20 protein-coding genes are annotated in these 18,026 nt (G+C 36.5%); 7 read left to right on the top strand and 13 right to left on the bottom strand.

Annotation, left to right across the window (positions count from 1 at the left end; translation table 11 throughout):
* Positions 1-29 precede the first annotated feature (29 nt).
* From H6F39_RS03435 to H6F39_RS03425, 3 genes are read right to left on the bottom strand one after another with little or no spacing between them, the layout of a single operon-like run.
* Positions 30-1,256, bottom strand: a complete 1,227-nt coding sequence (locus H6F39_RS03435) for a decarboxylase (protein WP_190396240.1) — start codon at positions 1,254-1,256, stop codon at positions 30-32.
* Positions 1,220-2,920 carry an asparagine synthetase B gene (locus H6F39_RS03430; protein ID WP_190396239.1) on the bottom strand — a complete coding sequence of 567 codons (1,701 nt, stop codon included), beginning with the start codon at positions 2,918-2,920 and terminating at the stop codon, positions 1,220-1,222. The genes H6F39_RS03435 and H6F39_RS03430 overlap by 37 nt, the downstream gene beginning before the upstream one ends.
* Positions 2,921-2,922: 2 nt before the next feature.
* A complete protein-coding gene (locus H6F39_RS03425; protein WP_190396238.1) occupies positions 2,923-3,543 on the bottom strand; it encodes a DUF3859 domain-containing protein in 621 nt (206 codons plus the stop codon).
* Between the two features lie 15 nt (positions 3,544-3,558).
* Here H6F39_RS03425 and H6F39_RS03420 point away from each other — a divergent pair, with 15 nt between their 5' ends.
* On the top strand, positions 3,559-3,957 hold the full coding sequence (locus H6F39_RS03420; protein ID WP_242028605.1) for a hypothetical protein: 399 nt from the start codon (positions 3,559-3,561) through the stop codon (positions 3,955-3,957).
* Between the two features lie 355 nt (positions 3,958-4,312).
* Here the strand turns inward: H6F39_RS03420 and H6F39_RS03415 are convergent, their stop codons facing one another.
* The gene (locus H6F39_RS03415; protein WP_190396237.1) at positions 4,313-5,308 is read right to left on the bottom strand and encodes a formylglycine-generating enzyme family protein; all 996 of its coding nucleotides are present in this window, start codon (positions 5,306-5,308) and stop codon (positions 4,313-4,315) included.
* A gap of 436 nt (positions 5,309-5,744) precedes the next feature.
* On the opposite strand from H6F39_RS03415, the gene H6F39_RS03410 reads away from it, so the two are divergent.
* On the top strand, positions 5,745-6,005 hold the full coding sequence (locus tag H6F39_RS03410) for a hypothetical protein (RefSeq protein WP_190396236.1): 261 nt from the start codon (positions 5,745-5,747) through the stop codon (positions 6,003-6,005).
* A gap of 66 nt (positions 6,006-6,071) precedes the next feature.
* Here H6F39_RS03410 and H6F39_RS03405 read toward each other — a convergent pair whose 3' ends face one another.
* Entirely contained in the window at positions 6,072-6,479 is a 408-nt protein-coding gene (locus H6F39_RS03405; protein ID WP_137908831.1) for a universal stress protein, read from the bottom strand.
* 88 nt (positions 6,480-6,567) lie between these two features.
* Here H6F39_RS03405 and pgk point away from each other — a divergent pair, with 88 nt between their 5' ends.
* Complete coding sequence (pgk, locus tag H6F39_RS03400) at positions 6,568-7,770, top strand: phosphoglycerate kinase (protein ID WP_190396235.1); 1,203 nt, start codon at positions 6,568-6,570, stop codon at positions 7,768-7,770.
* 57 nt (positions 7,771-7,827) lie between these two features.
* Here the strand turns inward: pgk and H6F39_RS03395 are convergent, their stop codons facing one another.
* A complete protein-coding gene (locus H6F39_RS03395) occupies positions 7,828-8,145 on the bottom strand; it encodes a type II toxin-antitoxin system VapC family toxin (protein ID WP_199290853.1) in 318 nt (105 codons plus the stop codon).
* A 117-nt stretch (positions 8,146-8,262) separates the two neighbouring features.
* Entirely contained in the window at positions 8,263-8,442 is a 180-nt protein-coding gene (locus tag H6F39_RS03390) for a hypothetical protein (RefSeq protein ID WP_137908829.1), read from the bottom strand.
* A 221-nt stretch (positions 8,443-8,663) separates the two neighbouring features.
* Here H6F39_RS03390 and H6F39_RS03385 point away from each other — a divergent pair, with 221 nt between their 5' ends.
* From H6F39_RS03385 to H6F39_RS03375, 3 genes are all read left to right on the top strand, one after another.
* A complete protein-coding gene (locus H6F39_RS03385) occupies positions 8,664-10,550 on the top strand; it encodes a serine/threonine-protein kinase (protein WP_190396234.1) in 1,887 nt (628 codons plus the stop codon).
* 165 nt (positions 10,551-10,715) lie between these two features.
* Entirely contained in the window at positions 10,716-11,300 is a 585-nt protein-coding gene (locus tag H6F39_RS03380) for a Uma2 family endonuclease (protein ID WP_190396233.1), read from the top strand.
* A 42-nt stretch (positions 11,301-11,342) separates the two neighbouring features.
* On the top strand, positions 11,343-11,558 hold the full coding sequence (locus H6F39_RS03375) for a hypothetical protein (protein ID WP_190396232.1): 216 nt from the start codon (positions 11,343-11,345) through the stop codon (positions 11,556-11,558).
* 43 nt (positions 11,559-11,601) lie between these two features.
* Here H6F39_RS03375 and H6F39_RS20120 read toward each other — a convergent pair whose 3' ends face one another.
* The 3 genes from H6F39_RS20120 to H6F39_RS03365 form a co-directional block, all read right to left on the bottom strand.
* The gene (locus tag H6F39_RS20120) at positions 11,602-11,799 is read right to left on the bottom strand and encodes a type II toxin-antitoxin system VapC family toxin (protein WP_199290852.1); all 198 of its coding nucleotides are present in this window, start codon (positions 11,797-11,799) and stop codon (positions 11,602-11,604) included.
* A gap of 76 nt (positions 11,800-11,875) precedes the next feature.
* On the bottom strand, positions 11,876-12,028 hold the full coding sequence (locus H6F39_RS20115; RefSeq protein ID WP_199290851.1) for a hypothetical protein: 153 nt from the start codon (positions 12,026-12,028) through the stop codon (positions 11,876-11,878).
* Positions 12,025-12,339, bottom strand: coding sequence for a hypothetical protein (locus H6F39_RS03365; protein WP_190371985.1), 315 nt, complete (start codon positions 12,337-12,339; stop codon positions 12,025-12,027). Before H6F39_RS03365 ends, H6F39_RS20115 begins: the two co-directional genes overlap by 4 nt.
* Positions 12,340-12,640: 301 nt before the next feature.
* Here H6F39_RS03365 and H6F39_RS20565 point away from each other — a divergent pair, with 301 nt between their 5' ends.
* On the top strand, positions 12,641-14,758 hold the full coding sequence (locus tag H6F39_RS20565) for a protein kinase (RefSeq protein WP_242028604.1): 2,118 nt from the start codon (positions 12,641-12,643) through the stop codon (positions 14,756-14,758).
* A gap of 199 nt (positions 14,759-14,957) precedes the next feature.
* Here the strand turns inward: H6F39_RS20565 and H6F39_RS03355 are convergent, their stop codons facing one another.
* From H6F39_RS03355 to H6F39_RS03345, 3 genes are all read right to left on the bottom strand, one after another.
* A complete protein-coding gene (locus H6F39_RS03355; protein ID WP_190396231.1) occupies positions 14,958-15,392 on the bottom strand; it encodes a type II toxin-antitoxin system VapC family toxin in 435 nt (144 codons plus the stop codon).
* The gene (locus tag H6F39_RS03350; protein WP_137908429.1) at positions 15,389-15,610 is read right to left on the bottom strand and encodes a hypothetical protein; all 222 of its coding nucleotides are present in this window, start codon (positions 15,608-15,610) and stop codon (positions 15,389-15,391) included. The genes H6F39_RS03355 and H6F39_RS03350 overlap by 4 nt, the downstream gene beginning before the upstream one ends.
* A 273-nt stretch (positions 15,611-15,883) precedes the next feature.
* A complete protein-coding gene (locus H6F39_RS03345) occupies positions 15,884-17,941 on the bottom strand; it encodes a serine/threonine-protein kinase (RefSeq protein WP_190396230.1) in 2,058 nt (685 codons plus the stop codon).
* Positions 17,942-18,026 lie beyond the last annotated feature (85 nt).

The raw sequence follows: 18,026 nt of genomic DNA, 5'->3' as shown, positions 1-18,026 counted from the left end.
GATAAATTAATAATTAAAGAAGTCGAATTTTAGATGATTTGATTATTAAGTAGAATGCTGTAATCTTCCCGTTTACGAATTAAACGATGTCTACCATTTTCTAATAATACTTCCGCAGGTCTGGGACGATGTAAAAAGTGAGAAGACATAGCATAACCATAAGCACCAACATCTAAAATAGCGATAATATCGCCAATTTCTAAAGCAGGAAGTTGGCAGTTTTTGCCTAAATAATCCCGTGAATATGTGGTATTTCCACAAACATCAGTTAGATACTTTTGAGAAGTTGAATTTTTCAAAGTTCTAATTTCTCGATAACCTCCATGTACAGAAATAACAGAAATATTAGCAATAGTGGAATCTACACCGATAATTTGTTTTTCTCCTTGCCATTTTACCGAAACAACTTTAGCCAATAAAGTAGCACAACTCGCTATAGCAGAGCGTCCTGGCTCAATCATTAAATTAATATTTTTGCCAATTTTACTAATTTTATTAGTTAATTGATGTCCAAATAATTGCCAATCAAAAGCCATATTATCATGATGATAGGGATAACCAAAACCACCACCAAAATCTAAATATTGCCAATCTGGTAACTTTTTTGCAGTTGCTAAAATTGAATCAATTACATCAGTGAAAGCTGTTGTTGCATTAGTTCCCGTACCGCGATAAAAATGTAAACCAGAAATCTTTAAACCTACAGCACGACTAATAGAAACGGCCTGATCAAAATCTAGAGAACTAACACCAATACGACTATCTTCCGCAACATTCAACCGCAAACCAAGATTTAACTTTTTTTCTGTGTTTTTCTGCGTTTTTGCGCGAAATGAAAAAACCTCACAACACAAACGCAACTGAGAAATACTATCTAAATTGAGAGTTGTTACACCCCAATTAATAACTTGTACCATTTCCTCCCGATTTAAATTACTACCGCTATAGACGATATCACCAGCATGAAAACCCGCATTTAAACCCAAATAAATATCACCTGGAGTATTAGCATGAAGTCCCCAACCGGCGTTTTTAAATATTTTTAGTAGTGCAATATTACTATTTGTTACACTAGCAAAATGAAACTGAGTATGGGGATAACTAATAGCTTTGGTGATATATGAAATAGTTTGGCGTAAAATATCGGCATCATAAACATATAAAGGAGAACCGTAAACTTGTAATAGTTTATGTACGAGTTCTGGTGTTAATTCTAGTCCTAAAATTGGAACTTTTGGTACTGTTTCCATAACCATGGAGGTAAGATAAATGGGTGATATAAGGACTTTTTACCGAGTTCAGAACCAAAAACGTGAGTATACCAAAGTTGCCAGATGATCAATAACCATAGACTTTCGCCAATACGTCGCCCTTGAATTTGTCCCCCCAGTTTACCTGCGACAATTCGTGATGCAATATCGGGAAAAAAGTAGCTATGTGATTCCATTATACCAGGATTTAGCCAATTGCCAAGATCATGCCAAAAATTATTTAGACACCAGGAGGTGAGGGGAACACCCATACCACGTTTTTGTCTCCAAACGATCTCCTTTGGTAGCCAATTTTCGACAGCGCGTTTAAGAATATACTTCTCACAAGCACCGTGTAAGCACAGTTCACCGGATAGTTGAAAGGTCCATTCTCCTAACAGTAAATCACAAAAAGGCGATCGCACACCCAAACCATGAGCAAAACCCAACGCAGTCGCACGGGGGTGAATATTTTGCGCTCCTTTTAACATCAAACTACCACGACGGAGGCGATGTAACAAGGAAGGGCAAAAACTAGTATCAAGAGCATTTAACAACCATTCCTGAGCATTTAGACCTTGAATTTGGGCATATATTTGCGGCTGATAAATTCGTTTTTCATAACTCCAAAGACGGTGAAAAGTGCGGAGATATTGCTGCATGAAACTTTCTACTTGATCAGGATATTCAGATTGATAAATACCCGCAGCAATTAAAGGTTTATTAGTCCAACCGGCAAATAATTGATCACCACCTTCACCATTAAAAATCACCTGAGTTTCTTGAGCAGCAATTTGATTTAAGAGATATAAAGGAACAGTTACCCCGTCACCAAAGGGTAAATCTAAAGCTTTTACAGTAGGAATTAAAGCCTTTTTAATATTACTGGGACTAGCATCAACTTTCACTAAAGGAATATTAAGAAATTCGGCCACTTGTTGTGCATAAGGATATTCAGGAATACCCACATTACCAAAATCCAAAGTGTAAGCGCGAACTTTTACCCCAGCTTCCACCAATAAAGACGCAACAATGGAAGAATCCAAACCTCCAGACAGAAAAACCCCCACAGGTTGATCTTTTAAATCAGAAATTTGTGTTTGAATTGAATTTTTTAATAAAATTTGTAATTGAGAAACTGCGGTATTTTCATCTTTAATTTGTTCCTTTGATTCATACCATTGATAAATATTGTGAACTTGAGGATCACCAAAACCATTAAAAATCATCTCAGTTCCCGCAGTCACAGAAAAGACTTCATTAACAGGGGTGAGAGGATTAGGAACATAGGAAAAACAACTATAACCATATAAACCAGGAATACTAACCTGCGGTTTTTCTAGGATTTCTAAAAGCAATTGTAACTGAGAGGAAAACCAAATTACCCCACCTTGCTGAGTCCAAAATAAAGGCACTCTACCAAAAATTTCTCGACCCAAAATCAACTGATGATCTGTTATCTTCACCCAAACATCTAAGAGCGAAAAACCCCCAGCCGAAATACCCGCAATCGTATTTTTTGGTAATACAGGTAAAGACTCACAACCAATATAAACAACATCCCAAAAGAACTTCTCCTCTTCACCTCTTCTCTTCGCGCCTTTGCGTTTCTGGGTGAGAAACTCTTTTCTATTATCACCCCAATAACCGATAAAATGATAGGGAAACATAATTATTGCACTACAAAAGTTGCTTCACTAATTTTCCGACCTTCCAGCAACATTTGTACTTGCCAATTTCCCACAGGTGTGGTAGGATTAATACTATAACGACAAAAAGTATCCCACACTGAGGTTTTGATTTCACGAGTTTGATAATTATTTTGTTTAACGACTTGACCATTTGGGTCAATCCAATCACAAGAAAGATGGAGTTTTTTACCTATAGGTGCATCTTTCAAAGTCACACGATAAACAAGTTCTGAATTAGCTTGACGGGAGATATTTTCTAAAATATCATTGTTTGACTTTAAAGTAATTTTGTCCTGTTGTGCGGAAACATTAGCCAGTAAAGAACTTTTTTGTTGATGAAAAAACACTGTTAATCCTATGGCCATAATTACAGCCGCAGCTACTCCCAAACCAATTAATTTATGACGGCGTTCTTGGACTTGTAAAGCTTGTTTACGTCGCACTTGAATTAATGCTTCATCTAATAATTCAGGTGGTAAATTCAGGTCTTGTAAAATCTCTTTAACCTGCTGTTGATTAAGTTCTGCCTCTTGACGTAATTGTAATCCTTGGACTTCAGCAATGATCTGGTTTAACTGTTCTTGGTTTAGTGGTTGGTTCATAATTTAGAGTAATTCTTGATTAATACACTTTGGATGGAAAATCATCTTTATTTTATCGCTGCTGCTACCAACTTATCTAAAGAAATCGGAAATTTTAAATCATTTACGGCTGGTTCTATTATTGATTTACTTGAGAAAAATAACGCCAGTTATGTACTTAACCAACTAGAATTTCATAAGTTAAAACATAAAACAAAACAAGATTATCAACTTTGGCAAAAAGGTTTTCACCCCCAGGCAATTTCTAATGCGGAAATGTTTAGACAAAAATTAGATTACATTCATCATAATCCGGTGCAACGTGGTTATGTTGATGAGCCGTCTCATGGGCGTTATTCTAGTTATCGGAATTATCTGGAATTACCAAGTTTATCAGAAAACGCCGTAATACCCCATCCCTCTATAGGGCGGTGAGCGTCAATGTCTGTTGAGTTGGTTGATTTTTGAGGTGTGAGGTGGGATGCTTGAGGCAGAGCCTCTGGGGGGCATTCCCAGCCGGAGTCTGGGAACGAGGGTAAACGAGTTGATTTGTGAGGTTTGAGGCAGAGCCTCTTGAGGGCATTCCCAGCCGGAGTCTGGGAACGAGTTGACAGCTTCAGATTTGTGTGTTATTATAGTTGAAACCAAGGATATGAAAGTTTCTGTCAAATTAAATAGCTCGAATTTCTCAAAAGTCACAAAATAAAAAAAGATCGCTCCACTCCGTTACCCTTGGCAAGGGTAAAGAAGAAAAGAGCAGAGGGCAAAAGAGCAGGAGTATAAAAGGCTACTAATTTCTCTCAACAACGCAGACAATACGAAAACCAATAACGTAGTAGAGGTCGTCGCGCACGCCCTTACTGCCGTAGTTACGAGACGCACAACGGCAGTAATGAGGAAGGTTGATCCAAGACCCGCCCCGCAGCACCTTAAAGATTTGATTAGTTTCGCTTATCCACGCACTTCCATCATTAGGCGCACCATGATAGTTATCATGCCAAGTATCAGCGCACCATTCCCAGACATTGCCGTGCATATCACATAAACCAAAGGTGTTGGGCTGAAAAGTTCCTACTGGAGTTGTTCTTACTCGATATTCTCCCTTGGAGGCATTACCATAGGTGAAGTTACCATTATAGTTTACCACATCTGTGGTGATTGTGTCACCAAAAGCAAAAGGTTTTGCAGAACCTGCACGACAGGCATATTCCCATTCAGCTTCACTGGGTAAACGGTATTTTTGTCCTGTCTTGTGAGATAGTCTAGCACAAAACTCAACCGCATCGTTCCAAGATACTTGTTCTACAGGTAGTTTATCACCTTGGCAGTAAGCAGGACGAGAATTTAATTCTCTGGCAACTGGAGGACAGGAATAAACGACTTTTTCCCATTGTTCTTGAGTAATAGTGTATTTCCCCATGTAGAAGGGCTTCACCGTTACATAGTGTTGGGGACGTTCTGTATCTAAACTCTCTTCCTCTGTTTTTGGTGCGCCCATGAAAAATGTCCCACCAGGAATATAAACCATCTCTAATTTTACACCAAAACCCAAATCTTGGCTAAAAGATTGATTTAAGGATGAATTTGAAGAAGGTTCAGGTGATTTATTTAATTCTTGTTGTAATTCTTCTTGACGTTTTTTGATTTCTTGTTTGATTAACTGAATGTTAGTCTCCCACCTATTACGAAGTCCTGGATCATTTTCATTACGTTTCCGATCTTCATAGTCTTTAAGAAGTTGAAAATCTTTTTTTAATTTTTCTTCAAGGTGCTGACGCAAATCCATAATTTACTTTCTCCCTAATTTTTTGATCACGAACTCCCAAGCAGACTTGATATTAAAACCAGTTCCCACTTTGTTGGAAAATCTGGGAAAGCATGAGTTAAATGCCTTAATTTAGCGATTGTTGAGGTTTTAGGGAATTATTGAGGCTAGTGTATCATAAATCCCGGCTAAATTGGTATCCCGTCATTTCAAACTTTTGCGCTATGCTAAGTAGGTTGGCGTTAAAAATTGTCGTTATGACAAGGGAACAGGGAACAGGGAACAGGGAACAGGGAACAGGGAAGAGGTTTTGGGCAACTTTTCGTTACTTATGTTGGTTTTTTTCCGTTCACCTACTTATCAATATAGATAAATACAGATTATACTTAGGTGATGCACCCTGCCAATATGTAACTTGCGTAGATTTTACCAGAAATTGTCCAGAGGATAAAATTAAATGTCTAAACGATTGATTGAGTTAATGACACTAGCGGATACACTTACACCAGATGAACAATTAAGTTTAATATCACACCTAACCCAAAGACTGCAACATTGCGAAATTAAACGTAAACCAAGCCGCAATTTGATGGAATTTGCCGGAATAGCACCCAATTTACTAGGTGGTATGGATGCTCAAGAATATGTTACACGCATGAGACGTGGTGAGTTTCCAGATTTAGAACTTGCGAACCAGCAATTGGAACAAGAGAAGTAAATATTACAAATAATTTACAGGGTGCGCTACACTGTGTTATTTCACATTAACGCACCCGATAGTTAATTAAGGAACAATCAAAACAGGACAGGGAGAAAGATTGATTACTCGCGTAGTAACGCTATCAGTTGAGCCTTCCTCCGTTAAGCCTAGTCCTCGACAACCCATAATAATTAAACTGGCCTCAATTTCATCAGCAACATCACAGATAGTAAAGGCTGGTTTACCTTGTCTTTCTAGTAATTCCGCTGTAATTCCCTGTTCAGAAAATAGGGTGCGGGCATTTTCTAGGAGTTGGGCAACTATTTCTGAAGATACCATGGGACTAGTAGTAGATGCTTCTGAGTTTGGCTCTTCAACAACTGAAAGCAGAATTAAGCGGCTATTATATTTTTGCACGATATTGGCAACTATATCAGCGGCCTCTCTGGCTTCTCGACTTTGATCAATGGGAAATAAAACTGTTTTAAACATATCTCACCTCTGCGCCCCTCACTCCGGTAAAATTTTGATGGTCATATTTTGAAGACAATAACAAAAAAGTAATCAGGAGAGTTGTACTGTGTCTAAAAAAAGTTTAGCAAGTTTATCTGCGGCTGATATATCTGGAAAACGCGCTTTAGTACGGGTTGATTTTAATGTGCCTGTGGATGATCAAGGCCACATTACTGATGATACTCGGATTCGGGCAGCGCTACCAACTATCCAAGATTTGACCCAAAAGGGTGCTAAGGTCATTTTAACAAGCCATTTCGGTCGTCCCAAGGGTGTAGATGAAAAATTGCGTTTAACTCCCGTCGCTCAACGTCTTTCTGAGTTGTTGGGACAGGAAGTTATCAAAACTGATGACTGTATTGGTGATGATGTTGCTGCTAAAGTTGCAGCTTTGGACAATGGCCAAGTGCTATTGTTAGAAAATGTCCGCTTTTACAAGGAAGAAGAAAAGAACGACCCCGAATTTGCTCAAAAATTGGCAGCAAACGCTGATTTTTATGTAAATGATGCCTTTGGAACTGCACACCGCGCCCACGCTTCTACTGAGGGTGTAACTAAGTTTTTAAGCCCTTCTGTAGCTGGTTATTTGGTTGAGAAGGAATTGCAATACTTACAAAGTGCCATTGAAGCTCCTCAACGTCCTTTAGCGGCTATTATTGGTGGTTCTAAGGTTTCTAGCAAAATCGGTGTAATTGAAACTTTGTTAGAAAAATGCGATAAGTTGATCATTGGTGGGGGGATGATTTTCACCTTCTACAAAGCCCGTGGTTTGAGTGTTGGTAAGTCTTTGGTGGAAGAAGATAAACTGGAATTAGCGAAATCTTTGGAAGCAAAAGCTAAAGAACGGGGTGTGGCCTTGTTACTACCTACAGATGTGGTACTAGCAGATAAATTTGCTCCTGATGCGAATTCTCAAACCGTCAGCATTGATGCAATCCCTGATGGTTGGATGGGTTTAGATATTGGTCCTGATTCTGTAAAGGTTTTCCAAGCGGCTTTGGCTGATTGTAAGACTGTAATTTGGAATGGTCCAATGGGTGTGTTTGAGTTTGATAAATTTGCTGCGGGTACAGAAGCGATCGCTCATACTCTAGCAGATATCAGCAAAACCGGCGCAATTACCATTATCGGTGGTGGTGATTCTGTAGCCGCTGTAGAAAAAGTAGGTTTGGCTGATCAAATGAGCCATATTTCTACTGGTGGTGGTGCGAGTTTGGAGTTGTTAGAAGGTAAGATTTTACCTGGTATTGCAGCTTTAGATGAAGCGTAATTAATAGCGGTGAAGGATGAGGCTTTTGGCCTTGTCCTTCATTCAATCAAACTTTAACTATATATTTACCGTCCAATCTTCCATTTTTAAATCAGGAACTTTGATAAAATCTTGGTAATTTTGAGTTACTAAAATTGCATCATTAACTAATGCTATAGCAGCAATTCTTAAATCTTGTGTACCTATGTTGATTTTCTGCTGGCGCAGTTTTTTAAAACATTCACAAGCGGACTCATTAAAATCTAATAAATTCATGTTACAGAAATAACGTTGAGTTATTAGTAAATTTTGGTGAGCAATTGGTAATAATTCTGGTTTAGTAGCACATCTACTAATAGCGGCTAATCTACCTTTTAATTGTTCTTCAAGTGTCACGGTTGTAATAAATATTAATAAATATATTGGAAATGCCAACAATTTTTGCACGTTGAGCAATATGACGATTTCCATGTTGAGAAAAAGTCACAATATTAGTATCGAGAATATATCGGCTCACGCTGTTTGATTTTCCTCTAAATAAGATTCATAAGCAGCTATTTCTGCATCTAATTCACGGCGGTTTGCAGCTATATCTTCTACAAAATCATCAAAAAGTGGATCATCTTTAAAAATACCATCAAACTGAACAAAAGGATTAGAATTTTCAATATCTTCTGAGTGAGATACAGTCATCCAAATTAGAAAAAGCCTTGATTTGTAGGTTGGGTTGAAGCATGAAACTCAACAAATGCGTTGGGTTGCGCTGTCGCTTAACCCAACCTACAGAAAATGGACAAGGTATTGATTCTAGCATACTTACTTACTGGGGAAAAAATCAGTCAATTATCAATTTAAGTCTATTTCGTATATATTAGTAGATATTTAATCATAAACCTATCTACCACTGCATAAACATGAATCAGATATGTTGTCTCAACCCGGAATGTAATCACCCATCAGTTCCCCAACATACCAAATTTTGTCCTATCTGTGGAATCCCCTTAGTTATATTAAAAAACCGCTATCAACCCTTTAAACCTTTGGGTGGTGGGGGATTTGCTAAGACCTATTTGGCGGTAGATATTGACAAATTAAACGAAAAGTGCGTTATTAAACAATTTGCACCTCAAACCCAAGGAACAACAGAACTACAAAAAGCCACAGAATTATTTTTACAAGAAGCGCAACAATTACAACAACTTGGTGAATGTCCACAGATTCCGGCTTTATTAGCATACTTCAGCGACAATAACCGCCTGTATTTGGTACAACAGTTTATTGATGGTGAGAATTTATCAACAGAACTAGAACACCAGGGAATATTTAACGAGTCTAAAATTTGGCACTTATTACAGGACTTATTACCAGTTGTGCAAGCAATTCATAGCCGGGGTATTATACACCGAGATATCAAACCAGAGAATATCATACGTCGTTATAGTGACAACAAACTATTTTTAGTAGACTTTGGCGCAGTTAAGGTATTAAAGCCACAGCAGCGGACAGCCACAGGAACAATTATAGGATCGGCTGAATATTGCGCTCCTGAACAGTCTATGGGTAAACCATTATTTATTAGTGATTTGTATAGTTTGGGTGTGACTTGTCTGCATTTATTAACAGGAATTAGTCCCTTTGATTTATATAGTCCCTTAGAAGGTGAATGGGTATGGCGAGATTACTTGAATGGGAATGTGGTTAGTGATAAATTGGGTAAGATTTTGGACAAATTAGCTCATCCTATTCCCAAGCATCGTTATCAATCTATTCCAGAAGTTATTAATGAGTTTAATTCTGTACATCAAAATATTAACCTAGTTTCTTGTCTAGCTGTTCCGCAATTACCTGTACCCAGTGGATATCAAAAATTAAAGCAATTTTTAGAAGCTGGTAAATGGAAAGAAGCAGATGAGGAAACATTCAGGATAATGTTAGCGGTAACACAACGAGAAAAAGAAGGTTGGTTAGATGAAACAAGTATTGATAATTTTCCCTGTGATGATCTCCGTACCATTGATGATTTGTGGATAAAGTACAGTAATGGGCGCTTTGGTTTTTCTGTGCAGAACCAGATTTATCAAGGTTTGGGAGGAACGAGAAAATATAATGATGAAATCTGGGCTGCCTTTGGCGATAGAGTAGGATGGAGGACAGGAAATGAGTGGTTGTATTATGAAGAGTTAACTTTTCATACATCTGCACCACAAGGACACTTGCCCGCAATTTATCCACTGAAAAAAAATGGAAAATATCGAGGTGATGTACGACGAGGGTTTTCTTTTCTGGTATCCAAACTTCAATCTAATTCAGAAGTTATTAATACTATACCAAGTTGGTATCAAAAATTAAAGCAATTTTTAGAAGCTGGTAAATGGAAAGAAGCAGATGAGGAAACATTCAGGATAATGTTAGCAGTAACACAACGAGAAAAAGAAGGTTGGTTAAATGAAACAAGTATTGATAATTTTCCCTGTGATGATCTCCGTACCATTGATGATTTGTGGATAAAGTACAGTAATGGGCGCTTTGGTTTTTCCGTGCAGAACCAGATTTATCAAGGTTTGGGAGGAATGAGAAAATATAATGATGAAATCTGGGCTGCCTTTGGCGATAAAGTAGGATGGAGGACAGGAAATGAGTGGTTGTGGTATAAAGATGTAATATTTAATATATTTGCACCACAAGGACACTTACCTGCTAGATTTTGGGATGATTGGGATGGAAAGGGTGTAGGTGGAGGAAGTAGGTCTATAGGTCGTGTCACTTCTCTTTTGTTAAGAATGGTAAACTGTAACATCTAAAGCTATAGCAATTCCCATTCAAGTCAGGTACAAGCATTAATAATTAAACACAGATAAACGCAGACAAACTCAGATAATTTTGTACTTTATTAGACTAAGCAATGCTATAACAGAGAAATAATGAATTATTGCAGGTTCTTGGTTTCCAATATTAGGGATAATAATATGCAGCTAAAAACTCGTAAACATACTTATACACCTGAAGAATATTTAGAATTAGAGGAAAAAGCACTTTATAAAAGCGAATATCGCAATGGAGAAATTATACCCATGACTGGAGGAAGTGGTAATCACAATAAAATTACACTAGCCATTGCTGCTATTTTATTATATGCCCTGAGACGCAAAACCAATGAAGTTTTTATGGCAGATATGCGTTTATGGATTCCACAACTAAGACAATATACATATCCTGATGTAATTGTAACTGATGGACAAGCTACTTATACAGGCATAAATAATACTACAGTGACTAATCCTTTATTAATTGTTGAGGTTTTATCCAAGTCTACAAAAAATTATGATCAAGGTGAGAAATTTACTTTTTATCGTTCTATTCCCCAATTTAAAGAATATGTTTTAGTAGAACAAAATCAATATCAAGTCATGCACTATAGCAAAACTAATGAAGGAGAATGGATTTTTAGAGAATATAAATCTGAAAATGATATTATTAAGTTAAAACATCTTGATCTTGAAATTAGTTTAGTAGACATTTATCAAGATGTGAATTTTGACGATAAGGAATAATATCAAGTTCGGATAATTACTGACGATATAAAAGGTCAAATCATGGAAACCCAAGAACTAAAAGCCTTGATTAAGGAGATGGTTAGAGAAGTATTGCAAGAAGAAAGACTAACACTTTATAATACCCTATTCTCATCTAGGAATAATACAGAAAATCAAGAATGGAATCAATTTTCTCTTGAACAGGCCATGAGAGGTTTAGAAAATGATCATCTTCCCGAATACACAGAAGCGGACATTATAGAAAAATGGCAATAGTTGGTCAAATTGTTTTATTCAAATTTCCCCTAGTTTAACTATATTATATATTTACAGTCCAATCTTCCATTTTTAAATCAGGAACTTTGATAAAATCTTGGTAATTTTGAGTTACTAAAATTGCATTATTAACTAAAGCTATAGCAGCAATTCTTAAATCTTGTGTACCTGTATTAATTTTCTGCTGACGCAGTTTTTTAAAACATTCGCAACATTCTTGATTAAATTCTAATAAATTCATGTTACAGAAATAACGTTGAGTTATTAGTAAATTTTGGTGAGCAATTGGTAATAATTCTGGTTTAGTGGCACATCTACTAACAGCTTAATCTACCTTTTAATTGTTCTTCAAGTGTCACAGTTGTAATAAATATATTGGCAATTCCCACAATTTTGGCACGTTGAGCAATATGAGAATTTCCGTGTTGAGAAAGAGTCACAATATTAGTATCAAGAATATATCTACTCACGCTGTTTGATTCTCCTCTAAAGAAGATTCATAAGCAGCTATTTCTGCATCTAATTCACGGCGATTTGCAGCCATATCTTCTACAAATTGATCAAAAAGCGGGTCATCTTTAAAAATACCATCAAATTGAACAAAGGGATTAGAATTTTCAATATCTTCTGGCAAGATATGTATGTTTTGAACAATCTCAGTTTGTTCTATTTTGTGATCTTGATCAAGATAGATTTGATTAATTTTTTCGTCAACAATTCTATTAATCAAGGATTCTAAATCCTGTAAAGTCAGTTCGGTAATAGACTGATTATTTAGCATTTTTGCTCAATCTCCAGTGGTAATATCAGGTTTGTTTTAACTACAGTTTATATAATATCAAAATTGTCTGTGATAGTGGTATGCACTTGAGTGAGATACAGTCATCCAATCGCAAAGCCTGTAGGGGCGCAGGGTCTGCGCTCTGGATTGTATTGCGTCCAAAGGATAACCGCTATAACGAAACTGGTTTAATTCTAGCATACTTACTTACTGGGGAAAAAATCAGTCAATTGTCAATTTAAGTGTATTTCGTATATATTAGTAGATATTTAATCATAAACGTATCTACCACCCCACAACCATGAATCAGATATGTTGTCTTAACCCAGGGTGTCATAACCCCTCAGTTTCCGAACATACCCAATTGTGTTCTAGCTGTAGAGTTCCCCTAATTAAATTGAGAAACCGCTATCGTCCGATTAAATCATTAGGTAGTGGGGGATTTGGCAAAACCTATTTAGCACAAGACATTGACAAACTTAACACCCAGTGCGTAATTAAACAATTTGCACCGCAGATTACTGGTACAAACGCCTTCCAAAAAGCCAAGGAATTATTTTTACAAGAAGCACAGCAACTACAAGAACTCGGTGAACATTCCCAAATTCCCACTTTGTTAGCTTATTTTGAACAAGATAACCGTTTGTATTTAGTACAACAATTCATTGACGGTGCAAATTTATTACAAGAATTAAAAAACCAGGGAATATTCTCAGAATTAAAAATCCGCGCCTTATTACAAGATTTATTAACAACCTTGGAGGTAGTTCACGAGTATGGTGTAATTCATCGAGATATTAAACCAGAAAATATTATGCGTCGTCGTAGTGATGGCAAATTAATATTAATTGATTTTGGGGCATCAAAACAACTCCAGGGAACAGTTACAACAGGAACATTAATTGGTACTTTTGGTTATGCACCTTTAGAACAAATGCGGGATGGGAAAGTATATCCTGCCAGTGATTTATATAGTTTGGGTGCGACTTGTTTTCATTTACTAACAGGAGTTCATCCTGGGGAACTTTACCAAGAATATGGCTATGAATGGGTGAAAACTTGGCGTGTTCACTTACAAAAACCTGTTAACCGAGACTTGGACACAGTTTTAGATAAATTATTACAAAAATATTATCAAGACCGTTATCAATCTGCTCAAGAAGTTTTACAATTTTTAAAAACTTCACAATTAACAACTAAAACAGCTTATCAGTCTTCACACAAATCTTCTCAAGTACCATCTCAACAACAAAACTCACCATCAAAAATATCATCTACTCAAGTTAAATCAAAGCAAAATTCAGGTGTTCCAAAGAGTCGCATTTCTGTGCCAAATAACTCATCTCGGATAATCACCTGGAGTTCAATAGGAATTTTCGTACTGGGAACAGTTTTTTTAGGAACTCAATCGGAGCATATTCCTATTATTTGTAAACCACTGGATAACTGTGCTAGTGATGAGGAATTTAGTTCTAAATACAAACAAGCAAAAGATATAGCTGTTACTGCTCAAAATTTGTTTGAAAGTGCCAAGAATGTGGAAGAATTACGAGCATCTCAAGAACAGGTACAAGATGCGATCGCTCAACTAAAAACTATACCAACATCTGCTAAGATATACAATACTGCCCAAAAGGAACTTTCAGACTATCAAAGTCAATTAACCAAGATACAACGTCGTTTAGATAAAGAAAATCAAGCGATTGACTCCATTAACCAAGCCAAACAACAAGCTCAAGATGCAGAAGAACAGATGAGAAAGGCTAATGAACCTGAAGACTATGAAGCGGTTAAGGAGAAATGGGATAAGGCACTGGCGATTTTAAATGATATCCCTTCTGATGTTTTTATTTCAGTTACTAATCTGAAAAACAGTTATGAGTCAAAAAAGGAAAAAGTAGTTGCTATAATTCAAGATTTGAACAAGCCAACACCATCACCTGAACCAACACCTACATCAACTCCTACACCTGATCCCACTCCAAGTCCAACTCCTACTTCTGAACGGACTCCAAGTTTATCAGATCCAAAATGGGATTATAGTGTTTTTAATTCTAGAAAAACTTACAGCGACACAGAAATACAATATATTTTGAAATCAGGATCTAGATATGATGATTCTAATAAACAGGTAGAGTGGATTGTTGATGAGAAAATCACCTGTTTTCGATTTGAACGTGGTGAAACATACACATGGTTATTCTGTTCTTCTTTACCTTTAAACCGAGGGCTTAGTGCTGTATTTAAGGATGTAGATGGAGTCCCTATTGGTTCTCAGGTTCTTTTTAAAGATGGAGGGAATAATCCAAAGCGAGAAGGAAATATAACTACATATCGCTATAGATATATACTAACAATTCCTGATTCAGTATGGTCAGGATGGTCAAAAGTTAGTCAAGTTATTATTGAAAAACAGTAAGTTAGTAGGGTCCGTCAGTATGAGTAATTTATCGGTGTGGTTGGGATTTATAGCGCTGACGCACTCCAAGTGCTGATTTTCTCATTCAACTTTCTAATTCAAGCATAATTGTAGAATGTAAAAATAGTCTCATGTCTCTTGATACAAGTAAATATTTCCATCCTCCAGGAATTGGAGAACTTTGTGCGATCGCTCATACTTAAATCCAATCTTTTATCAGTTGAATATTTTGTATTTTTGGATAAATAGCACTGTACAATTTTGCATCAGCAGTGATAAATTTACAGTTTTCTCTAATGCTTAAAGCTAGGTAAAGGCTATCATAGACGGTTCTTTGATAATTGACTGCAAACTGATAGGCATCTTTTAATAATTCATCAGCAGGAAATATTTTTAACTGTATTTGCTGAAATAAATCAAGTATCATCTCAGCTTCGTGATTAGTTAAACCTTGAAATCGCTGTATTTTCCAAACAATATTACCAATTTCTGCATAAATTAAGTCTGGTGCAATCAAGGTAATTTGTTGTGCTTGATAAGCATCAAGAATTTTATTTGCTTCTAATGAATAATCTTGAGCAATAAACCATTTAATGGCTACACTGCTATCAATGACAATTTTATCTGTGATCATCTCTCTCTATCTTCTCGTAATAATTCTGTCAAATCAGAAAATTCTCCATATTTTTGCTTTAAGTTTTCTTGCAGGGTATGTATTTTTTGAACAATTTCAGTTTTTTCTATGTTGTTGCGTTTACCAAGATTAACCTGATTAATTCTTTCATCAACAATTCTATTAATTAAGGATTCTAAATCCTGTAAAGTCATTTTGGCAATAGATTGGTTTAGCATTTTTGGTCAATCTCCAGTGGTAACACAAGGGTTTTCTTAACTACAATTTATATACTATACCAGTAGTTTACTCAATCAACTTAGCTTTATTATAGCATACATATTTACTAAGATGATTTGATTACAAAAATGAGACAGTTTATTCTTGATATTTGAATGGGCGTTTTTCTATTTCTTCAATGGGTAATAGTAGGGTTTCTTCGATATAAGAGCGAACTTAGGTTGACTTCCTGATTCCTATACCTAACTAAGATCGGAAATGCTATAAACTTTTCAATTATTCTCAGGGTTTGGGGTTTCTGTTGGTGTTTCTATGGGTGTTGGCTCTGGTTCTGGGGGATTTTCTGCTATGATAGTTAGTTGATAATCTACGGTTTCTGAGGCTGTGGAAACAACCACAAATTCATAAAATCCTGTTTCTGGTAATGTATTAGATATACTTCTTTCTTGAGAATCTTCTAAAAATGCAGTTTTCCCAGTAGGAGAATAAATTGATATTAAAACTTTTGAATTTGCTTTTAGTTTAACTTCTAAATTTTGATTTTTGGCTAGTCCAGCAATGAAAACTTTACCTCTTCCTGGTTTGAGACTCCCACTCACTGTTTTACCGGTAGCACCTTCAGGAAAGACTAATCTTTGAAATGCGCTTCTGTCAAGAATGGCGTTAAGTTGATCGTTGACAAATCCATACCAAACTTGTCCAATGGGTTGTTTGATAAAATCTTTACTTCTTTGTTCAGGAAATTTACTGAAAAAAGCAACATCCCCCAAATCATACAAAGAACGACTAGCAACGTTAATTTTATTAACTTCGGCTTTCCAGTTAGTGAGGACTGATAATGTATAAGTTCCTAGTTGACTACGGGATTCAGAACTGAGTTCTGACAGTTGTTCTAGAACTTCAGCGGCGGTTTGATCCCATTTTGCGCGTAACTTCTCATCTTCTGGACTATCGCTGAGAATACGCCCTTTTAAACTGGGGTATTTTGCCCAAAATAGATCGTTTGTAATTTTAACATAGAAGTTATAATTTATGTCTAATTCTTCACGGCGATCGCTTAATTTTTGTTTACGTTGTTTTTCCGCTGGTGAAAAATTAACTTCTGGTTTTACTGATTCCCTAGAATTGGGGTTAGATGTAATTATTGAGTGACTCCCGTTTAAATTATGACTGCGGTTTTTGAATCCCCACGTAAGTAAGCCACCGCTGGTAATTACAGCAAAGGTAATTATAAAAACATTCGTTGCCGTCCAAATACTCGGTTGAGGAGCAGTGGGAGTAATTTTAGGTGGGGAAACTGGGGTTTTCGGGGGAGAAAAAGCGATAGTTGCGGCGGTGGGGGGTTGAGTTTGGGGATAGTTAATAGGTTGAGGATTAAGGGCTTGCAGAACTTGACTAGCTGTTTGATAGCGATTACTGGCAATTGGTGATAACATTTTATCAATAATTTGCCCCAATGTAACACTTAAGCTAACTTCCCTTCGCCACTGCCAACTCAGATTATAAGTATCAATTAATTCTTGTGGTTCTTTACCTGTCAATAATACTAACATAGTGGCAGCTAAAGCATATAAGTCACTTTGGGCAGAAACCATACCCGTTTGCATTTGTTCTGGCGGGGCAAATCCCATTTTTCCCAACAAAGTTTCACTGGGAGAAGGTGTTTTTGCCCCTGTTTGATAATATTGAGAAGCGACATTTGCGGCTACTTGTTTCACGCCACCAAAATCAATTAAAACAGGTAATTGATCACTATTTCTCAACATTAAATTATCAGGAGAAATATCACGATGAATAACACCAAGAGAGTGAATATATTCCAGAACTGGTAAAATTTGCTGTAATAGTTGACGAATTTCTGTTTCTGTAAATTTTAAACCGCGTTGTTGACGATGTTTTAATAAAGAATTAAAAGTTTCACCATCTACATAATCTTGAATTAAAAAAAGACTTTCTTTACCTTGTAAATTAATTGGTAATAATTCCCGAAATCTAGGAATTTGGGAATGTTGTAATTTATAAAGAACACTTGCTTCTCTTTGAAAAAGTTCCGCTGCTTTTTGGAGCAGGTCAGGAGTTTGTATTTGGGGAGAAAATTCTTTTAAAACACAATTTTCTTGAAAACGGTTAATATCTGCGGCTAAATAAGTCCGGCCAAATCCTCCTTGGCCAATTTGCCGAATTATAACATAGCGATCGCCTAAAATTTGACCTGGTTGAATATGGTGATTTACAGATGTTGGTATATTGGCAATTTTCTCTCCACATTGACGACAAAAGCTACTACCAGGGGGATTTTGATGTCCTTGAGAACAATAAAGATTAGTCATCTGTCATTTGTCATTTATCAATTGTCAACTTAGAGACTTAGCAATTAGAAGTCGCGGCTATACAAACAATGTCCGCAGCGGCGGA

Source organism: Dolichospermum sp. FACHB-1250, from assembly GCF_014696335.1.
GTDB classification, from domain to species: Bacteria; Cyanobacteriota; Cyanobacteriia; order Cyanobacteriales; family Nostocaceae; genus Dolichospermum; species Dolichospermum planctonicum.
Note: the sequence above shows the minus strand (reverse complement) of the source record. Positions and strands in the feature narration are given on the sequence as shown.

Bases quoted from the DNA above. Each gene is read 5' to 3' on its own strand.
- H6F39_RS03410 (WP_190396236.1), top strand. From the start codon at position 5,745: ATGTCTAAACGATTGATTGAGTTAATGACACTAGCGGATACACTTACA.
- H6F39_RS03430 (WP_190396239.1), bottom strand. From the start codon at position 2,920: ATGTTTCCCTATCATTTTATCGGTTATTGGGGTGATAATAGAAAAGAG.
- H6F39_RS03350 (WP_137908429.1), bottom strand. From the start codon at position 15,610: ATGCTAAACCAATCTATTGCCAAAATGACTTTACAGGATTTAGAATCC.
- H6F39_RS03415 (WP_190396237.1), bottom strand. From the start codon at position 5,308: ATGGATTTGCGTCAGCACCTTGAAGAAAAATTAAAAAAAGATTTTCAA.
- H6F39_RS20120 (WP_199290852.1), bottom strand. From the start codon at position 11,799: ATGAATTTATTAGAATTTAATCAAGAATGTTGCGAATGTTTTAAAAAA.
- H6F39_RS03375 (WP_190396232.1), top strand. From the start codon at position 11,343: ATGGAAACCCAAGAACTAAAAGCCTTGATTAAGGAGATGGTTAGAGAA.
- H6F39_RS03390 (WP_137908829.1), bottom strand. From the start codon at position 8,442: ATGACTGTATCTCACTCAGAAGATATTGAAAATTCTAATCCTTTTGTT.
- H6F39_RS20565 (WP_242028604.1), top strand. From the start codon at position 12,641: ATGAATCAGATATGTTGTCTTAACCCAGGGTGTCATAACCCCTCAGTT.
- H6F39_RS03380 (WP_190396233.1), top strand. From the start codon at position 10,716: ATGCAGCTAAAAACTCGTAAACATACTTATACACCTGAAGAATATTTA.
- H6F39_RS03345 (WP_190396230.1), bottom strand. From the start codon at position 17,941: ATGACTAATCTTTATTGTTCTCAAGGACATCAAAATCCCCCTGGTAGT.
- H6F39_RS03435 (WP_190396240.1), bottom strand. From the start codon at position 1,256: ATGGTTATGGAAACAGTACCAAAAGTTCCAATTTTAGGACTAGAATTA.
- H6F39_RS03425 (WP_190396238.1), bottom strand. From the start codon at position 3,543: ATGAACCAACCACTAAACCAAGAACAGTTAAACCAGATCATTGCTGAA.
- H6F39_RS03385 (WP_190396234.1), top strand. From the start codon at position 8,664: ATGAATCAGATATGTTGTCTCAACCCGGAATGTAATCACCCATCAGTT.
- H6F39_RS03405 (WP_137908831.1), bottom strand. From the start codon at position 6,479: ATGTTTAAAACAGTTTTATTTCCCATTGATCAAAGTCGAGAAGCCAGA.
- H6F39_RS03355 (WP_190396231.1), bottom strand. From the start codon at position 15,392: ATGATCACAGATAAAATTGTCATTGATAGCAGTGTAGCCATTAAATGG.
- H6F39_RS03365 (WP_190371985.1), bottom strand. From the start codon at position 12,339: ATGCTAAATAATCAGTCTATTACCGAACTGACTTTACAGGATTTAGAA.